The following is a 15,926-nucleotide window of genomic DNA, read 5'->3' on the forward strand; positions in this document are numbered from 1 at the left end:
CATAAGGACGGGCGTCGTGGCGGGTTTGGTTTGGTTTGGGCTGTGTTGCAGATCGCAGGCTGCGTCTCCTGCGGAGAGTTAATCCATCCTGTAAATCGCGTGTGCCGGACGTACGAGCGCTGCGTTCATCGCGAGCAAGCTCGCTCCTACAGTCGTGCGTTCAAACTCGAGAAACGTCCGTGCCAATCCTCAAAAAACGATACTAATCTTGCCTTCGCCAGCAGCGACGAGCGTGTGGTTCGCGCTCCAGCCTGGAAAAACCCCCTTATTCAAAGGTACCCGCCTGCCATTACCGACTGGATGTGTCCCTGATTCGCGAGGTTTGGGTAGATACGGGGTCAGGACGAGATGAAACGTTTCCTTGAGCATCCAGCGTCAATACAGTGTTCTCGAAGGTCACCCGAGGAGCTGATCCCGAAGAGTATGAGGATACTGAACTTAGTGATTCGTTGGATCCCCACTCAACGTTTGCGCGCCTGCCCGAGCCAGACCAGTCTGTATCTGCGGAGATAGATCCTCGTCCTGAGCCCGTTGATGCTGTAGCAGTAGAACTGGTGGATCCAGTCGAATTGATTGAACTGGTTGATCCTCTCGATTGAGCAAATACGCTGGAAGAAGTTGATTCAAATGAACTAATTGAATCAAGCGAACCAGTCGACCCAAATGTGTTCTGAGTCTGAAGTCTCGAGTTTCTTCCGCCCATCGGATGATAGGTGAAACGTGGCATTGTGAAAGATTCCTGCGCAATGGCGGGTACTTGTGTGGCAATAACTTGGTTAGGAGCGGCGAGCCGTCCTGAACCGCTGGATCTCGCCACTCGCAATACAGCATTGCTTCTTTCCGAAATGGTTGAAGCTGCTCTTGCCCAATATTTCTGAAAGAGAACTAACAAAGATCCAGAAATATGTCCCGTCGGATCCTGTCTGTTAATCGGGTCTCCTAAACAATATGCATACACATTCAACCCGCCATCCCCAAACGGACTCAAACTATCCGGACTGTTAAACCGCATCAACACGGGATTAAACGCCCGATAGCCATTACCCAACAAATAGTGCCCGGTCACTGGATCCCGCCGTTCGCCGTTGAACCCCAGCAGGCTCAGCAAACCGCTGACGGCGGGGCGATGGCCGTAGGGTGAATAGGCGATGGGTTGGGGTGGACTTGCGCTGAGGGTATGTAGTACAGAACGCTGCTGATCGGTGGCCAGCAATGTGGTCTTCACCCTATCCGCGCCGCTCTGTTGTTGCGCCAGGAGTTGGTTGTCGTGCTGAAAAATCGTGTGCTTTACCTCACCCTGAACTTCCGTAGCCAGGAGGCTTTTGCAGTAAAAACGCTGAAGCTTGACGGCCGATACTGGTGTAGTCGATGCGAGCCGATCCAGCGGGTCGTAATGGTAGCGGCAGAGTACGATTTCGCGGCTGGAAGTCATCCGATGAACTCCTGTGGGTCCTTGAGGGCAGGGCGTTCAGGTTCGTCGTTGGTGCAAAGGCTGTCTACTAGCAGATCTGCTAGGTAGCGGGATGGTGCGCAAGCGTCGGATTTATCATAAGAGCGCGCTTCGTGGCGCGGGATTGGTTTTGGCGGTCTTGCAGATCAAAAGATCGCAGGCTCAATTGGGCGGCATCGATCACATTATCGTGGGCTGATGTAGATTACGCGCGGAGGGCGGAATTCTTCTGACAGGTTTTCGGGGCTAACACGGGGTTGCGTTGAGCACGGTGCGCGGCTAACCTTTGCGAGTCGCTGCAAAATCAGCGATCGGGTTTGGTCACCCGTTTAATGTCAGGCGCACGAGCGCCAACCTCAGCATGTCGGGCGCTTTTTTTGTGCTTGTTAAATGCGTTGCGGTGGGCTGTGCGCGGGGCACTTTCGAGTGCGCCGGGTGCCTGACTTCCCGGTTGACCAACCTGCGTACAGCCCACCACCTATCGTTTGGTCACGATGTTGGTGAGCTCCTTTAATGTCAGGAGAATCACTCAATGGTCAAAGTTACCCCCGATCCACCTGAAACCGAAAACGGTTCCTACGAATCCCTCGATTCCAGCAAGGCCCACGAGGCCGCGCAGCGAGCCCTCGATCACTGCCTGCCACCACCCTCCGACAAGTCCAGGCACGCTGACGTCCGTCCAGTGAACATCTTCACTGTCGTCCCGGGTCTGAACACCGAAACGCTGTTGGCGAACGCCTCCGAGACGCTAGCCAGCGCCAATGTCCTGGCCAGCGATCTGGCGTTCGATGTCGAAGGCTCGTGCCGCAATGTGGCGCTGGCGGTGCAGCAGATGATCGAGTTGAGCCAGTTGCTGGTGAATGAGGCGCTGGAGCAGGTGGTTCCGGCAGGTTGACCGCGTTATCGTTCATCGCGAGCAAGCCCGCTCCCACAGGTTAGGTGTCGACCACACCATCCGGGTTTGGCGCTGACCCCGTGGGAGCGGCTTACCCCAATGCCAGTCAGTTAACAAAAATCTATGGTCGGACGATCAACTGTGGCGAGGGAGCTTGCTCCCGCTGGGGCGCGCAGCGGCCCTAAAACCTGCAAGCCGGTTCTGCCAGGCACACCGCATGTGCAGGTTTTACGACTGCTGCGCAGCCGAGCGGGAGCAAGCTCCCTCGCCACAATTAATCACCAGTCGATAGATTTCCGTTAACTGACTGGCATTAAGGCTTGCCCGCGATACGGTCTGTGCATGGAAACTTGCGCCTGCCAACCTGTGTGCATGGCAGTCCTGAGTAAGACATTTCAGGTCATGAATTCGGAGTCGTCTGTCAGCATTCCGGGATAGGCTCAAAGGCGCTTTCGTGTTTAACTTTGGCTCCTCGCAATGCCTTGCGATTGTTCATAACCACTCCGCTTAAAAGGACTCCGTTCATGGCTCAAGTCACTCTTAAAGGCAACCCGGTTCAAGTCAACGGCGAATTGCCGCAAGTTGGTTCCAAGGCTCCAGCCTTCTCTCTGGTGGCGGGCAATCTGTCCGACGTTACCCTGGCTAGCCTTGCCGGCAAGCGCAAAGTGCTGAACATTTTCCCAAGCGTCGATACCCCGACCTGCGCCACTTCCGTGCGCAAGTTCAACGCCCAGGCCAATGAAGTGGCCAACACCGTGGTCCTGTGCATCTCGGCTGACCTGCCGTTCGCCCAGGCTCGTTTCTGCGGCGCCGAAGGCCTGGAAAACGTCCAGAACCTGTCGACCCTGCGTGGCGCCGAGTTCATCGAGAACTACGGTGTGGCCATTGCTGACGGTCCACTCAAAGGCCTGACTGCCCGTGCGGTGGTGGTACTGGACGAAAACGATAACGTGCTGCACAGCGAACTGGTCAAAGAGATCGCTGAAGAGCCAGACTACGAAGCGGCGTTGGCCGTTTTGAAGTAACAGGCTTCACAGTTGATAACGGTCTGGCCTTGTCCAGGCCGTTTTTATTTGTGCCTCAGTGGCTTAGCAAGCGCTGACAAACGTAAGCCCAAGGTAAATTGCCGGTAAAGGCGCTTTGCTAAATCCCCTCCAGTGCTTATCTTTCAGCCTTCCGAAGAAGATGCTCTCGCGCCCAATGGTTGATCACTCCATGCAATCCTCCGCTTCCCGCAATCCCCGTCGCTGGCTGTTCGGTCTGCTAGTCCTGTTGGCCATCGTCGGGCTGTGCTGGAAGTTCTGGCCAACCGACGTTGCCGAAAAAGACGCTGCTGGGCAAAAAGCCGCCAACGGCCATACCGGCAGGTCCGGTGGGATGCGCCCGGGTTTCGGTGGGGCGGCTGGGCCGGTTCCGGTACGAGTGGCTCCGGCCACCCGCGGAGATTTTCCGCTGTATTACAAGGCACTGGGCACGGTCACGGCGTTGAACACCATCAATGTGCGCAGTCGGGTGGCCGGTGAACTGGTGAAGATCGCATTCGAGGAAGGGCAGATGGTCAAGGCCGGGGATTTGCTGGCCGAGATCGACCCGCGTCCGTACCAGAATGCCTTGCTTCAGGCCGAAGGCACCTTGCTGCAGAATCAGGCACAATTGAAAAACGCCCTGGTCGATCTGCAACGCTACCGCGGACTGTATGCCGAAGACAGTATCGCCAAGCAGACCCTGGACACCGCCGCAGCGCTGGTGGGCCAGTATCAGGGCACGGTCAAGACCAACCAGGCGGCGGTCAATGACGCCAAGCTGAACCTGGAATTCACCAAAATTCGCGCACCGATCGCCGGGCGCCTGGGCTTGCGTCAGCTGGACGTCGGCAACCTGGTGGCGGCCAATGACACCACGGCGCTGGTGATCATCACCCAGACCCAACCGATCAGCGTCGCCTTCACCTTGCCGGAAAACAGCCTGACGACGGTGCTGGAGCGTTATCGCAGCGGCGCGAAACTACCGGTGGAAGCCTGGGATCGCGGCGACTTGAAGTTGCAGGCCACCGGCGTGTTGCAGAGCCTGGACAACCAGATCGACGTCACCACCGGCACCCTGAAGTTCAAGGCGCGCTACGAGAACCGCGATCAAAGCCTGTTCCCCAACCAGTTCGTCAATGTGCGCTTGCTCGCCGACACCTTGAAAGGTGTGGTGCTGGCGCCGACAGCGGCGATCCAGTTCGGCAATAACGGCACCTTCGTCTATGCGATGGATGGCGACAAGAAGGTCAAGATCCACCCACTGAAAGTCGGCGCCAGCGACGGCAACCTGACGGTGGTCAACGAAGGCCTGGCCCCCGGCGATCGGGTGGTCCTCGAAGGCACCGACCGCCTGAAAGAGGGCAGTGAAGTGGAAGTGGTCAACGACAGCCAGGACGTGCCGGCCACCCCGGCCGAGCACCTGCAGGGCAAATCGGCGGCCAACGCGACTGAACCGGCGGCCACCGACAAGGCGCAAAAGGGCGGCGCATGAACATTTCGCGGCTGTTCATCCTTCGCCCGGTAGCCACTACCCTGAGCATGCTGGCCATTATCCTGGCTGGCGTGATCGCCTATCGGTTGCTGCCGGTCTCGGCATTGCCCCAGGTCGATTACCCGACCATCCGGGTCATGACCCTCTATCCCGGCGCCAGCCCGGATGTGATGACCAGTGCGGTCACCGCGCCGCTGGAGCGCCAGTTCGGGCAAATGCCCGGCCTGACCCAGATGGCCTCGACCAGTTCCGGCGGCGCCTCGGTGCTGACCTTGCGTTTCAACCTCGACATCAATATGGATGTCGCCGAACAGCAGGTGCAGGCCGCGATCAACGCCGCCACCAACCTGTTGCCCAAGGATCTGCCGGCACCGCCGGTGTACAACAAGGTCAACCCCGCGGACACCCCGGTGCTGACCCTGGCGATCACTTCCAAGACCATGCTGTTGCCCAAGCTCAATGACCTGGTCGATACCCGCATGGCACAGAAAATCGCCCAGATCAGCGGCGTCGGCATGGTCAGCATCGCCGGCGGTCAGCGCCAGGCGGTGCGGATCAAGGTCAACCCGGAGGCCCTGGCGGCCAATGGTCTGAACCTCTCGGACGTGCGGACCCTGGTTGGCGCCTCCAACGTCAACCAGCCCAAGGGCAATTTCGACGGCCCGACCCGGGTGTCGATGCTCGATGCCAACGACCAGTTGACCTCGCCCAAGGACTACGCTGAGCTGATTCTCGCCTATAACAACGGCGCGCCATTGCGTCTCAAGGACGTGGCGCAGATCGTCGACGGCGCCGAGAACGAGCGTCTCGCCGCCTGGGCCAATGAAAACCAGGCCGTACTGCTGAACATCCAGCGCCAGCCCGGGGCGAACGTGATCGAGGTGGTCGACCGGATCAAGGCCTTGCTGCCGAGCATCACCGACAACCTGCCGGCCGGCCTCGACGTGATCGTGCTGACCGACCGCACCCAGACCATCCGCGCCTCGGTTACCGATGTGCAACATGAGCTGCTGATCGCCATTGCCCTGGTGGTCATGGTGACCTTCCTGTTTTTGCGCCGTGCCAGCGCGACCATCATTCCGTCGGTAGCCGTGCCACTGTCGTTGATCGGCACCTTTGGCGTGATGTACCTGGCCGGGTTCTCGGTCAATAACCTGACGCTGATGGCCCTGACCATCGCCACCGGGTTTGTGGTGGATGATGCGATCGTCATGCTCGAGAACATTTCGCGCTTCATCGAGGAGGGCGACAGCCCGATGATGGCGGCGCTCAAGGGTGCCAAGCAGATTGGCTTCACCCTGATCTCGCTGACCCTGTCGCTGATCGCGGTTTTGATTCCATTGCTGTTCATGGCTGATGTGGTCGGGCGTTTGTTCCGCGAGTTCGCCATCACCCTGGCGGTGGCGATCCTGATTTCCCTGGTGGTCTCCCTGACACTGACGCCGATGATGTGCGCGCGGTTGCTCAAGCGTGAACCCAAAGAAGAAGACCAGGGGCGTTTCTACCGCGCCAGCGGCGCCTGCATCGACTGGATGATCGCCGCCTACGGGCGCAAGTTGCAGTGGGTGCTCAGGCACCAGCCGCTGACCCTGCTGGTGGCCATCGCCACCCTGGGCCTGACGGTGTTCCTCTATATGGTGGTGCCCAAGGGTTTTTTCCCGGTGCAGGATACCGGGGTGATCCAGGGCATTTCCGAAGCGCCGCAGTCGATTTCGTTCGCGGCCATGAGCGAGCGTCAGCAGGAACTGGCGAAAATCATTCTGCAAGACCCGGCGGTGGAGAGCCTGTCGTCCTACATCGGCGTCGATGGCGACAATGCCACGCTGAACAGCGGCCGCCTGCTGATCAACCTCAAGCCTCACGGCGAGCGCGACCTGAGCGCAACCGAGGTGATTGCGCGTTTGCAGCCAGAACTGAACCAACTGGCCGGTATCCGCTTGTTCATGCAGCCGGTGCAGGACCTGACCATCGAAGACCGGGTCAGTCGTACCCAATACCAATTCAGTATGTCCTCGCCGGACGCCGACATGCTCGCCCTGTGGAGCGGCAGGCTGGTCGAGGCCCTGGCCAGCCGGCCGGAACTGACCGACGTTGCCAGTGATTTGCAGGACAAGGGCTTGCAGGTCTATCTGGTGATCGACCGCGATGCGGCGTCGCGAATCGGTGTCTCGGTGTCGAACATCACCGATGCGCTGTATGACGCCTTCGGCCAGCGGCAGATTTCCACCATTTACACCCAGGCCAGCCAATACCGCGTGGTGCTGCAGGCACAGTCCGGCGAGAAGATCGGTCCGCAGGCGCTGGAGCAGATCCACGTCAAGACCACCGACGGCGGCCAGGTGCGCTTGTCCAGCCTGGCGCATATCGAGGAGCGCCAGGCACAACTGGCGATCACCCATATCGGCCAGTTTCCGGCGGTGATGATGTCGTTCAACCTGGCACCCGGTGTGGCGCTGGGGCAGGCGGTCGAGCTGATCAACCAGGTGCAGCAGGACATCGGCATGCCATTGGGTGTGCAGACACAGTTCCAGGGCGCCGCCCAGGCTTTTGAGGCGTCGTTGTCGAGCACCTTGCTGCTGATTCTGGCAGCGGTGGTGACCATGTACATCGTCCTTGGCGTGCTCTACGAGAGCTATATCCACCCGATCACCATTCTCTCGACCTTGCCGTCAGCGGCAGTCGGCGCCTTGCTGGCGCTGTTGCTCAGCGGCAATGACCTGGGGATGATCGCCATCATCGGGATCATTTTGCTGATCGGTATCGTCAAGAAAAACGCGATCATGATGATCGACTTCGCCCTCGACGCCGAGCGCAACCAGGGCCTGGATCCGGAGACGGCGATCTATCAGGCGGCATTGCTGCGGTTCCGGCCGATCCTGATGACTACCCTGGCAGCGTTGTTCGGCGCGGTGCCATTGATGCTCGCCACCGGTTCCGGCGCGGAACTGCGTCAGCCATTGGGTCTGGTGATGGTCGGTGGACTGCTGGTGAGTCAGGTACTGACGTTGTTTACGACGCCCGTAATCTACCTGGCATTCGATAGGTTGGGGCGGCGGTGGGCCAAGTCCGGCACGCGAGAGGTGGTGTGATGGGCGTCAGCTTCAAGCTGCAAGCTACAAGCTGTAAGCTAACGGCCTGCGCACGACCTGCTTTTCTCTTGCGGCTTGAAGCTTGCCGCTTGCCGCTGCTCTCTTGCAGCTTGAAGCTTGAAGCTGGGAGCTGCCTCTATTGAACCTCTCCGGACCGTTCATCAAACGCCCGGTGGCGACCATGCTCCTGAGCCTGGCGATTGTGTTGCTCGGCGGCATGAGCTTTGGTTTGCTGCCGGTGGCGCCGCTGCCGCAGATGGATTTCCCGGTGATAGTGGTGCAGGCCAGCCTGCCGGGTGCCAGTCCGGAGGTCATGGCCTCGACCGTGGCCACGCCGCTGGAGCGCTCCTTCGGCACCATTGCCGGGGTCAACACCATGAGCAGCCGATCCAGCCAGGGCTCCACCCGGGTGATCCTGCAATTCGACCTCGATCGCGACATCAACGGCGCGGCGCGGGAAGTGCAGGCGGCGATCAACGCCTCGCGCAACCTGCTGCCCAGCGGTATGCGCAGCATGCCGACCTACAAGAAGGTCAACCCGTCCCAGGCACCGGTCATGGTGCTGTCGCTGACCTCGGATGTGCTGCAAAAAGGCCAGCTGTATGACCTGGCTTCGACCATTCTTTCCCAAAGCCTGTCCCAGGTGCCGGGCGTCGGCGAAGTGCAGATCGGCGGCAGTTCGCTGCCGGCGGTGCGCATCGAACTGGAGCCACAGTTGCTCAACCAGTACGGCGTGGCCCTGGACGATGTACGCAATACCATCGCCAATGCCAACGTGCGCCGGCCCAAAGGCTCGGTGGAAGACAACCAGCGCATGTGGCAGGTGCAGGCCAATGATCAACTGGAAAAAGCCAAGGATTACGAACCGCTGATCATTCGCTACCAGAACGGCTCGGCCTTGCGTCTGAGCGATGTGGCGAAGGTCAGCGACGGCGTCGAGGACCGCTACAACAGCGGCTTCTTCAACGATGACGCAGCGGTGCTGTTGGTGATCAACCGCCAGGCCGGGGCCAACATCATCGAGACGGTGAACGAGATCAAAGCCCAGCTGCCGGCGTTGCAGGCGGTGTTGCCGGCCAGCGTCAAGCTGAACCTGGCCATGGACCGCTCGCCGGTGATCAAGGCGACCTTGCACGAAGCGGAAATGACCCTGCTGATTGCCGTGGCGCTGGTGATTCTGGTGGTGTTCCTGTTCCTCGGTAACTTCCGCGCATCGTTGATCCCGACCCTGGCGGTGCCGGTGTCACTGGTCGGAACGTTCGCGATCATGTACCTCTACGGCTTTTCCTTGAACAACCTGTCGCTGATGGCGCTGATTCTGGCCACCGGGCTGGTGGTGGACGACGCCATCGTGGTGCTGGAGAACATCAGCCGCCACATCGACAAAGGCGTGCCGCCGATGAAGGCCGCCTATCTCGGGGCGCAGGAAGTCGGTTTCACACTGCTGTCGATGAACGTCTCGCTGGTCGCGGTGTTCCTCTCGATCCTGTTCATGGGCGGGATCGTTGCCAGCCTGTTCCGCGAGTTTTCCATCACTCTGGCCGCCGCGATCATAGTGTCGCTGGTGGTTTCGCTGACCCTCACGCCGATGCTCTGCGCACGCTGGCTGAAGCCGCACACGCCAGGCCAGGAAAACCGTCTGCAACGCTGGAGCCAGCGGGCCAATGAATGGATGGTCAGCGGCTATGCGCGCAGCCTGGATTGGGTGTTGCGCCATCGGCGGCTGACGTTGCTCAGTTTGCTGGTGACCATCGGGGTCAACGTCGCGCTGTATGTGGTGGTGCCGAAAACCTTCTTGCCGCAGCAGGACACCGGTCAGTTGATCGGCTTCGTGCGCGGAGATGACGGCCTGTCGTTCAACGTGATGCAGCCGAAGATGGAAACCTTCCGCCGCGCGGTATTGCGCGATCCGGCAGTGGAAAGCGTGGCCGGCTTCATTGGCGGCAGCAACGGCATCAACAATGCGTTCATGCTGGTGCGTTTGAAGCCGATCAAGGAACGGCGGATTTCCGCGCAGAAAGTCATCGAGCGCCTGCGCAAGGACATGCCCAAGGTACCCGGCGGGCAATTGATGCTGATGGCCGACCAGGACCTGCAATTTGGCGGCGGCCGCGAGCAGAGCACTTCGCAATACTCCTACATCCTGCAAAGCGGTGATTTGGGCGCCTTGCGCGAGTGGTACCCGAAAGTGGTCGCCGCGCTCAAGGCCTTGCCCGAGCTGACCGCCATCGATGCCCGGGAAGGGCGCGGCGCGCAGCAGGTGACGCTGGTGGTCGACCGCGATCAGGCCAAGCGTCTGGGTGTCGACATGGATATGGTCACCTCGGTGCTGAACAACGCCTACAGCCAGCGGCAGATTTCCACCATCTATGACAGCCTCAACCAGTATCAGGTGGTAATGGAAGTCAATCCGAAGTACGCCCAGGATCCGATCACCCTCAATCAGGTGCAGGTGATCACCGTCGACGGCCAGCGCATTCCGCTGTCGGGCATCGCCCATTACGAAAACAGTCTGGAAGACGACCGGGTCAGCCATGAAGGGCAGTTCGCTTCGGAAAGCATTTCCTTCGACATGGCCGAGGGCGTCACCGTTGAACAGGGCGGCGCTGCCATCGAGCGGGCAATTGCCAAGGTCGGCCTGCCGGAAGAGGTGATCGCGAAAATGGCCGGCACCACGGACGCCTTCGCGGCCACGCAAAAGAGCCAGCCGTGGATGATTCTCGGCGCGCTGGTGGCGGTGTATCTGGTGCTCGGGGTGCTTTATGAGAGCTACATTCATCCGCTGACGATTCTCTCGACCCTGCCGTCGGCCGGGGTCGGCGCGCTGCTGTCGATCTACGTACTGGGTGGCGAGTTCAGCCTGATCTCGCTATTGGGGTTGTTCCTGTTGATCGGCGTGGTGAAGAAAAACGCCATTCTGATGATCGACCTGGCGCTGCAGCTGGAACGCCACCAGGGCCTTGAACCGCTGGAGTCGATCCGCAGTGCCTGCCTGTTGCGCCTGCGGCCGATTCTGATGACCACCCTGGCGGCGATCCTCGGGGCCTTGCCATTGCTGCTGAGCACCGCCGAAGGCGCGGAAATGCGTCAGCCGCTGGGCCTGACGATCATTGGCGGGCTGATCTTCAGCCAAGTGTTGACCCTTTACACCACTCCGGTGGTTTACCTCTATCTCGACCAACTGCGCCATCGCTTCAACCACTGGCGTGGGGTACGTACCGATGCTGCTCTGGAAACTCCGCTATGACTGACCGTTCGCTTTCCAAATTCCCCGCGCTGTCCGCCCAAGGCTTGGGCGTGGCCCGAGGTTCGCGACTGCTCGGCCTGGCGCTCTGTGGGTTGTTGCTCAGCGCCTGCGCCATCGGTCCGGACTACCAGCGCCCGGAAATAAGCACCCCGGTCCAGTACAAAGAAGCCAAGGGCTGGCGCCAGGCCAGTCCCAGCGACTCCCTGGCCCGTGGCGCCTGGTGGGAACTGTACGGTGATCGGCAACTCAATGGCCTGATTGAAAAGCTCAACAACGCCAACCAGACCGTCGCCCAAGCTGAAGCTCAGTACCGCCAGGCCCAGGCCCTGGTGCGCAGCACTCGGGGTGCGTTCTTTCCCAGTGTCGATCTGAGTGCCGGGAAAAACCGCTCCAGCCAAGGTGTTGGCAGCAGCAGTTCGAGCCTGACAAGCTCCAGCAGTGGCATTCGCGACACCTACAGCACTGAGTTGGGTGTGAGCTGGGAGGCGGATATCTGGGGCAAGTTGCGCCGTGGCCTGGAAGCCGACTCGGCCAGCGCCGAGGCGAGTTTTGCCGATCTGGCGGCGATGCGCCTGAGTCAGCAGTCGGAGCTGGTGCAGAACTACCTGCAACTGCGGGTGATCGACCAGCAAAAGCGTTTGCTGGAAGCCACAGTCGCGGCCTATCAGCGCTCGCTGACCATGACCGAAAACCAATACCGCGCCGGCGTCTCTGGCAAAGACTCGGTCGCCCAGGCGCGAACCCAGCTCAAGAGCACCCAGGCCGACCTGATCGACCTGATCTGGCAGCGCGCGCAACTGGAAAACGCCATCGCCGTGTTGACCGGTGTGCCACCAGCGGAATTCAGCCTGGCAGAAACTCAGGACATCCCGGCATTGCCGCAGATTCCCTTGAGCCTGCCGTCGCAGCTGCTGGAGCGGCGGCCGGATATCGCCGCGGCCGAACGCTCGGTAATCGCCGCCAATGCCGAAATTGGCGTGGCGCAAGCAGCTTACTACCCGGACCTGACGCTGAGCCTGAGTGGTGGCTACAGCAGCAGTACCTTCGCGAACTGGATCAGCGTGCCGAACCGTTTCTGGTCAGTGGGGCCGCAACTGGCCATGACCCTGTTCGACGGCGGCCAGCGCTCGGCGGAAGTCGATCGCACTGAAGCCGTCTACGACCAGACCGTGGCCCAATACCGCCAGTCCGTGCTCGATGGTTTTCGCGAAGTGGAAAACTTCCTGGTGCAGTTGAAGGTGCTGGAAGACGAGGCGGCAGTGCGTCAGGAGGCGCTGGAGTCGGCCCGTGAATCCCTGCGCCTGACCGAGAACCAGTACCGCGCCGGCTTGATCGCCTACCTGAATGTGGTGGTGGTCCAGGCCTCCGCCCTGAATAACGAACGCAGTGTGCTGACCCTGCTGCAAAGTCGCCTGATCACCAGCGTGCAACTGATCGCCGCGCTGGGCGGTGGCTGGGATGGGCAGCTGCAGGTGAAACCGTAGGAGCTGCCGAAGGCTGCGATCTTTTGATCCTGACGTCCGTTCAGGCAATCCATTTTCTGGATTAAAAACGAAGATCAAAAGATCGCAGCCTATCGACAGCTCCTACAGGATCTATATTCGCGTGAAAATGGGGCGCGGGCGGGCGGGCGGTTGCGTGTCGCGAATGAGCGCCTGGCGATCAAGTCATCAGACTAATGGCCAATTGATAATATTTCCCAGTGCGTTATTCGGCGCAATCGGTACAATCGCCGACTTTACTCCCCGAGCATGGACGCTGTTCGGCTCATAGTCCCCGAGAAGTCCCATGCTCATCGGTAGTTATTCCCCCGTCCTGGTGTTGATTTCCCTCTGCGTAGCGATTCTCGCGTCCTATACCGCCCTCGACCTCACCGGGCGGATCGCCACGGCCAAAGGCCGCGCGGTTCATTTGTGGACGGCTGGCGGGGCGCTGGCGATGGGTGTGGGTGTCTGGTCGATGCACTTTATCGGCATGCTGGCCTTCAGGTTGCCGATTGACCTGGGTTATGACCTCTCTATCACCCTGTTATCGCTGCTGATCGGCATCCTGTCCTGCGGTTTTGCCTTGTGGCTGGTCAGTCAAGCGCGCTTGCCGGCCTGGCAGTTGGCGTTCGGCGCCCTGATCATGGGTGCCGGCATCAGCGCCATGCACTACACCGGGATGGCCGCGATGCGCATGCAGCCGGGCATCGATTACGATCCGACCTTGTTCGGCGCGTCCCTGTTGATCGCGGTCGGTGCTTCGGCCGCTGCGCTGTGGATTGCCTTCCGCCTGCGGCAGAACACGCCCTACGTCAGATTGGTCCGGGGTGGGGCGGCGGTGATCATGGGCATCGCCATCGTCGGCATGCATTACACCGCCATGGCCGCCGCGCGATTCGCCGACGGCAGCTTCTGCGGCGCAGCGATCGATGGCCTGAGCGGCAAAGGGCTGGACAATCTGGTGCTGGTGACCACCCTGGCGGTGCTGTGCATTGCCTTGTTGACCTCGATCCTCGATGCCCGCCTGGAAGCCCGCACCGCCCACCTGGCCGACTCCCTGACCCAGGCCAATCAGGAACTCATCCAGCTTGCGCTGCATGACCCCCTGACCGGTTTGCCGAACCGCGTGCTGTTGGCCGATCGCATCGACCAGGCTATGCACCTGGTGCAGGAGCAGGGCAGTTGCTTTGCGCTGATGTTTATCGATCTGGATGGCTTCAAGCCAGTTAACGACGCTTTTGGGCACCACATGGGCGATCAGTTGCTGCGTGAGGTCGGCGTGCGCTTGCGCGAGGAACTGCGCAGCCAGGACACCCTGGCGCGGATCGGTGGCGACGAGTTCGTGCTGCTGGTGCAGCTTGGCGAGCCGGATGATGCCTTGCGCCTGGCCGCTCGCCAGGTCGGGCTGATTTCCCGTTCGTTCAGGGTGGCCGAGCATGACTTGCAAATCTCCGCCAGCGTCGGCATCGCGCTGTACCCGGGTAACGGCCAGACCGCGCAAGAATTGTTGATGAATGCCGACGCGGCGATGTACCACGCTAAAGGCACCGGCAAAAACGGCTACCGCTTCTTCGATGTCTCGATGAACACCAACGCCCGCAGACAGCTGCAATTGCTGCAGGACCTGCGCACTGCGGTCGAGCAGCAGCAATTCAGTCTGTATTACCAGCCCAAGTTCAATGCGGGCAACGGCTTGCCGGTGGGGGCCGAGGCCTTGCTGCGCTGGGAACATCCGCAGCAGGGGATGCTGCTGCCGGATAAATTCATCGATCTGGCGGAAAAGACCGGGTTGATCATTCCGATCGGCGAGTGGGTATTGAACGAAGCCTGTCGTCAGATGCGTGAGTGGTATGTGCAGGGTTATACCGACTGGCGTATCGCGGTGAACCTGTCCGCGTTGCAGTTTTGTCATGTCGGACTGGTACAAAGTGTTGTCGGTGCACTGGCCCGTCACCAGTTGCCGGCCAACAGCCTGACGCTGGAAATCACTGAAACCACAGCCATGAGCGACGCGGATGCGAGCATGACGGTGCTGCGGGAACTCTCGGCAATGGGCGTCGACCTGTCCATTGATGATTTCGGCACCGGCTATTCCAGCCTGATGTACCTCAAACGGTTGCCGGCCAACGAGTTGAAGATCGACCGCGGGTTTGTCCGCGACCTGGAACATGACAGCGACGATGCCGCCATCGTCTCGGCCATCGTCGCCCTCGGTCAGGCATTGGGGCTGCGGATCGTCGCTGAAGGCGTGGAGACCAATGTGCAGCAGAGCTTCCTGACTCAATTGGGCTGTGATTCGCTGCAAGGTTACCTGCTTGGGCACCCGCTGCCGGCGGCACGATTCATGGCCGATATCCATCGAGCAGAACTTTTGGCGGCAGGCTGAAGCACCTTGTGCTTGACTTGATCCGATGCAAAGGCGGTCACTGGCGAGTATTCTTGCAGCGAATTGCTTCAGCTTGGAACGGAGGAAAGCAAGCATGGACAAAGTCCTGGTCATCACCGGCGGCAGCCGCGGCATCGGCGCGGCCACCGCACTGTTGGCAGCGCAGCAGGGTTATCGGATCTGCATCAATTACCAGGCGGACGAGCAGGCCGCCCACCAGGTACTCGAGCAAGTCCGGGCACTGGGCGCCCTGGCGATTGCGGTGCGTGCCGATGTCAGTATCGAAGACGAAGTCATCGCCCTGTTTCATCGGGTCGATGCTGAGTTGGGGCGGGTCACGGCGCTGGTGAACAATGCGGGCACCGTCGGACAGAAATCCCGGGTCGATGAAATGTCCGAATTCCGCATTCTCAAAACCATCCGGACCAACGTGCTCGGGCCGATCCTCTGCGCCAAGCACGCGGTGCTGCGCATGTCGCCCAAACACGGTGGCCAGGGCGGCAGCATCGTCAATGTGTCCTCGGTTGCTTCGCGCCTGGGCTCACCCAATGAATACGTCGACTACGCCGCCTCCAAAGGCGCGCTGGACAGCTTCACCATCGGCTTGTCCAAGGAAGTGGCGGGCGAGGGCATCCGCGTCAACGCCGTGCGCCCTGGCTTCATCTTCACCGATTTCCACGCCCTGAGCGGCGATCCGGAGCGGGTCAGCAAACTTGAATCCGCCATCCCCATGGCCCGCGGCGGCCGCCCGGAAGAAGTGGCGGAGGCAATTGTCTGGCTGCTGTCGGACAAGGCCTCGTATGCGACCGGGACTTTTGTGGATCTGGGGGGTGGGCGCTAGGGTTCAAGATCAAAAGA

At 60.5% G+C, this 15,926-nt stretch carries 9 protein-coding genes; 8 read left to right on the forward strand and 1 reads right to left on the reverse strand.

Annotation, left to right across the window (positions count from 1 at the left end):
• Positions 1 to 289: 289 nt before the first annotated feature.
• The gene (locus ACA064_RS13695) at positions 290 to 1,432 is read right to left on the reverse strand and encodes an RHS repeat-associated core domain-containing protein (protein ID WP_497673821.1); all 1,143 of its coding nucleotides are present in this window, start codon (positions 1,430 to 1,432) and stop codon (positions 290 to 292) included.
• 550 nt (positions 1,433 to 1,982) lie between these two features.
• On the opposite strand from ACA064_RS13695, the gene ACA064_RS13700 reads away from it, so the two are divergent.
• The 8 genes from ACA064_RS13700 to ACA064_RS13735 all read left to right on the forward strand — a co-directional run bounded on the left by ACA064_RS13700 (position 1,983) and on the right by ACA064_RS13735 (position 15,909).
• The gene (locus ACA064_RS13700) at positions 1,983 to 2,345 is read left to right on the forward strand and encodes a DUF6124 family protein (RefSeq protein WP_497673822.1); all 363 of its coding nucleotides are present in this window, start codon (positions 1,983 to 1,985) and stop codon (positions 2,343 to 2,345) included.
• A gap of 524 nt (positions 2,346 to 2,869) precedes the next feature.
• Positions 2,870 to 3,370 (forward strand): thiol peroxidase, encoded by a 501-nt coding sequence (gene tpx / locus ACA064_RS13705; protein ID WP_497673823.1) that lies wholly within the window; start codon positions 2,870 to 2,872, stop codon positions 3,368 to 3,370.
• 175 nt (positions 3,371 to 3,545) lie between these two features.
• Entirely contained in the window at positions 3,546 to 4,862 is a 1,317-nt protein-coding gene (locus ACA064_RS13710) for an MdtA/MuxA family multidrug efflux RND transporter periplasmic adaptor subunit (RefSeq protein ID WP_497673824.1), read from the forward strand.
• Positions 4,859 to 7,951: an MdtB/MuxB family multidrug efflux RND transporter permease subunit gene (locus ACA064_RS13715; RefSeq protein ID WP_497673825.1), complete on the forward strand. Its 3,093-nt coding sequence runs from the start codon at positions 4,859 to 4,861 to the stop codon at positions 7,949 to 7,951. Before ACA064_RS13710 ends, ACA064_RS13715 begins: the two co-directional genes overlap by 4 nt.
• A 139-nt stretch (positions 7,952 to 8,090) precedes the next feature.
• A complete protein-coding gene (locus ACA064_RS13720) occupies positions 8,091 to 11,198 on the forward strand; it encodes an efflux RND transporter permease subunit (protein WP_497673826.1) in 3,108 nt (1,035 codons plus the stop codon).
• Positions 11,195 to 12,682, forward strand: coding sequence for an efflux transporter outer membrane subunit (locus ACA064_RS13725; protein WP_497673827.1), 1,488 nt, complete (start codon positions 11,195 to 11,197; stop codon positions 12,680 to 12,682). The genes ACA064_RS13720 and ACA064_RS13725 overlap by 4 nt, the downstream gene beginning before the upstream one ends.
• Positions 12,683 to 12,986: 304 nt before the next feature.
• The gene (locus ACA064_RS13730) at positions 12,987 to 15,068 is read left to right on the forward strand and encodes a putative bifunctional diguanylate cyclase/phosphodiesterase (protein ID WP_497673828.1); all 2,082 of its coding nucleotides are present in this window, start codon (positions 12,987 to 12,989) and stop codon (positions 15,066 to 15,068) included.
• Between the two features lie 94 nt (positions 15,069 to 15,162).
• A complete protein-coding gene (locus tag ACA064_RS13735) occupies positions 15,163 to 15,909 on the forward strand; it encodes an SDR family oxidoreductase (protein ID WP_497673829.1) in 747 nt (248 codons plus the stop codon).
• The last annotated feature ends 17 nt before the right edge of the window (positions 15,910 to 15,926 follow it).

The sequence above is a fragment of the Pseudomonas sp. LBUM1658 genome, from assembly GCF_059716055.1.

What these genes read in the sequence shown, in the direction of transcription:
- ACA064_RS13695 (WP_497673821.1), bottom strand. Translation starts at nt 1,432, where the DNA reads ATGACTTCCAGCCGCGAAATCGTACTCTGCCGCTACCATTACGACCCG.
- ACA064_RS13700 (WP_497673822.1), top strand. Translation starts at nt 1,983, where the DNA reads ATGGTCAAAGTTACCCCCGATCCACCTGAAACCGAAAACGGTTCCTAC.
- tpx (WP_497673823.1), top strand. Translation starts at nt 2,870, where the DNA reads ATGGCTCAAGTCACTCTTAAAGGCAACCCGGTTCAAGTCAACGGCGAA.
- ACA064_RS13710 (WP_497673824.1), top strand. Translation starts at nt 3,546, where the DNA reads ATGGTTGATCACTCCATGCAATCCTCCGCTTCCCGCAATCCCCGTCGC.
- ACA064_RS13715 (WP_497673825.1), top strand. Translation starts at nt 4,859, where the DNA reads ATGAACATTTCGCGGCTGTTCATCCTTCGCCCGGTAGCCACTACCCTG.
- ACA064_RS13725 (WP_497673827.1), top strand. Translation starts at nt 11,195, where the DNA reads ATGACTGACCGTTCGCTTTCCAAATTCCCCGCGCTGTCCGCCCAAGGC.
- ACA064_RS13730 (WP_497673828.1), top strand. Translation starts at nt 12,987, where the DNA reads ATGCTCATCGGTAGTTATTCCCCCGTCCTGGTGTTGATTTCCCTCTGC.
- ACA064_RS13735 (WP_497673829.1), top strand. Translation starts at nt 15,163, where the DNA reads ATGGACAAAGTCCTGGTCATCACCGGCGGCAGCCGCGGCATCGGCGCG.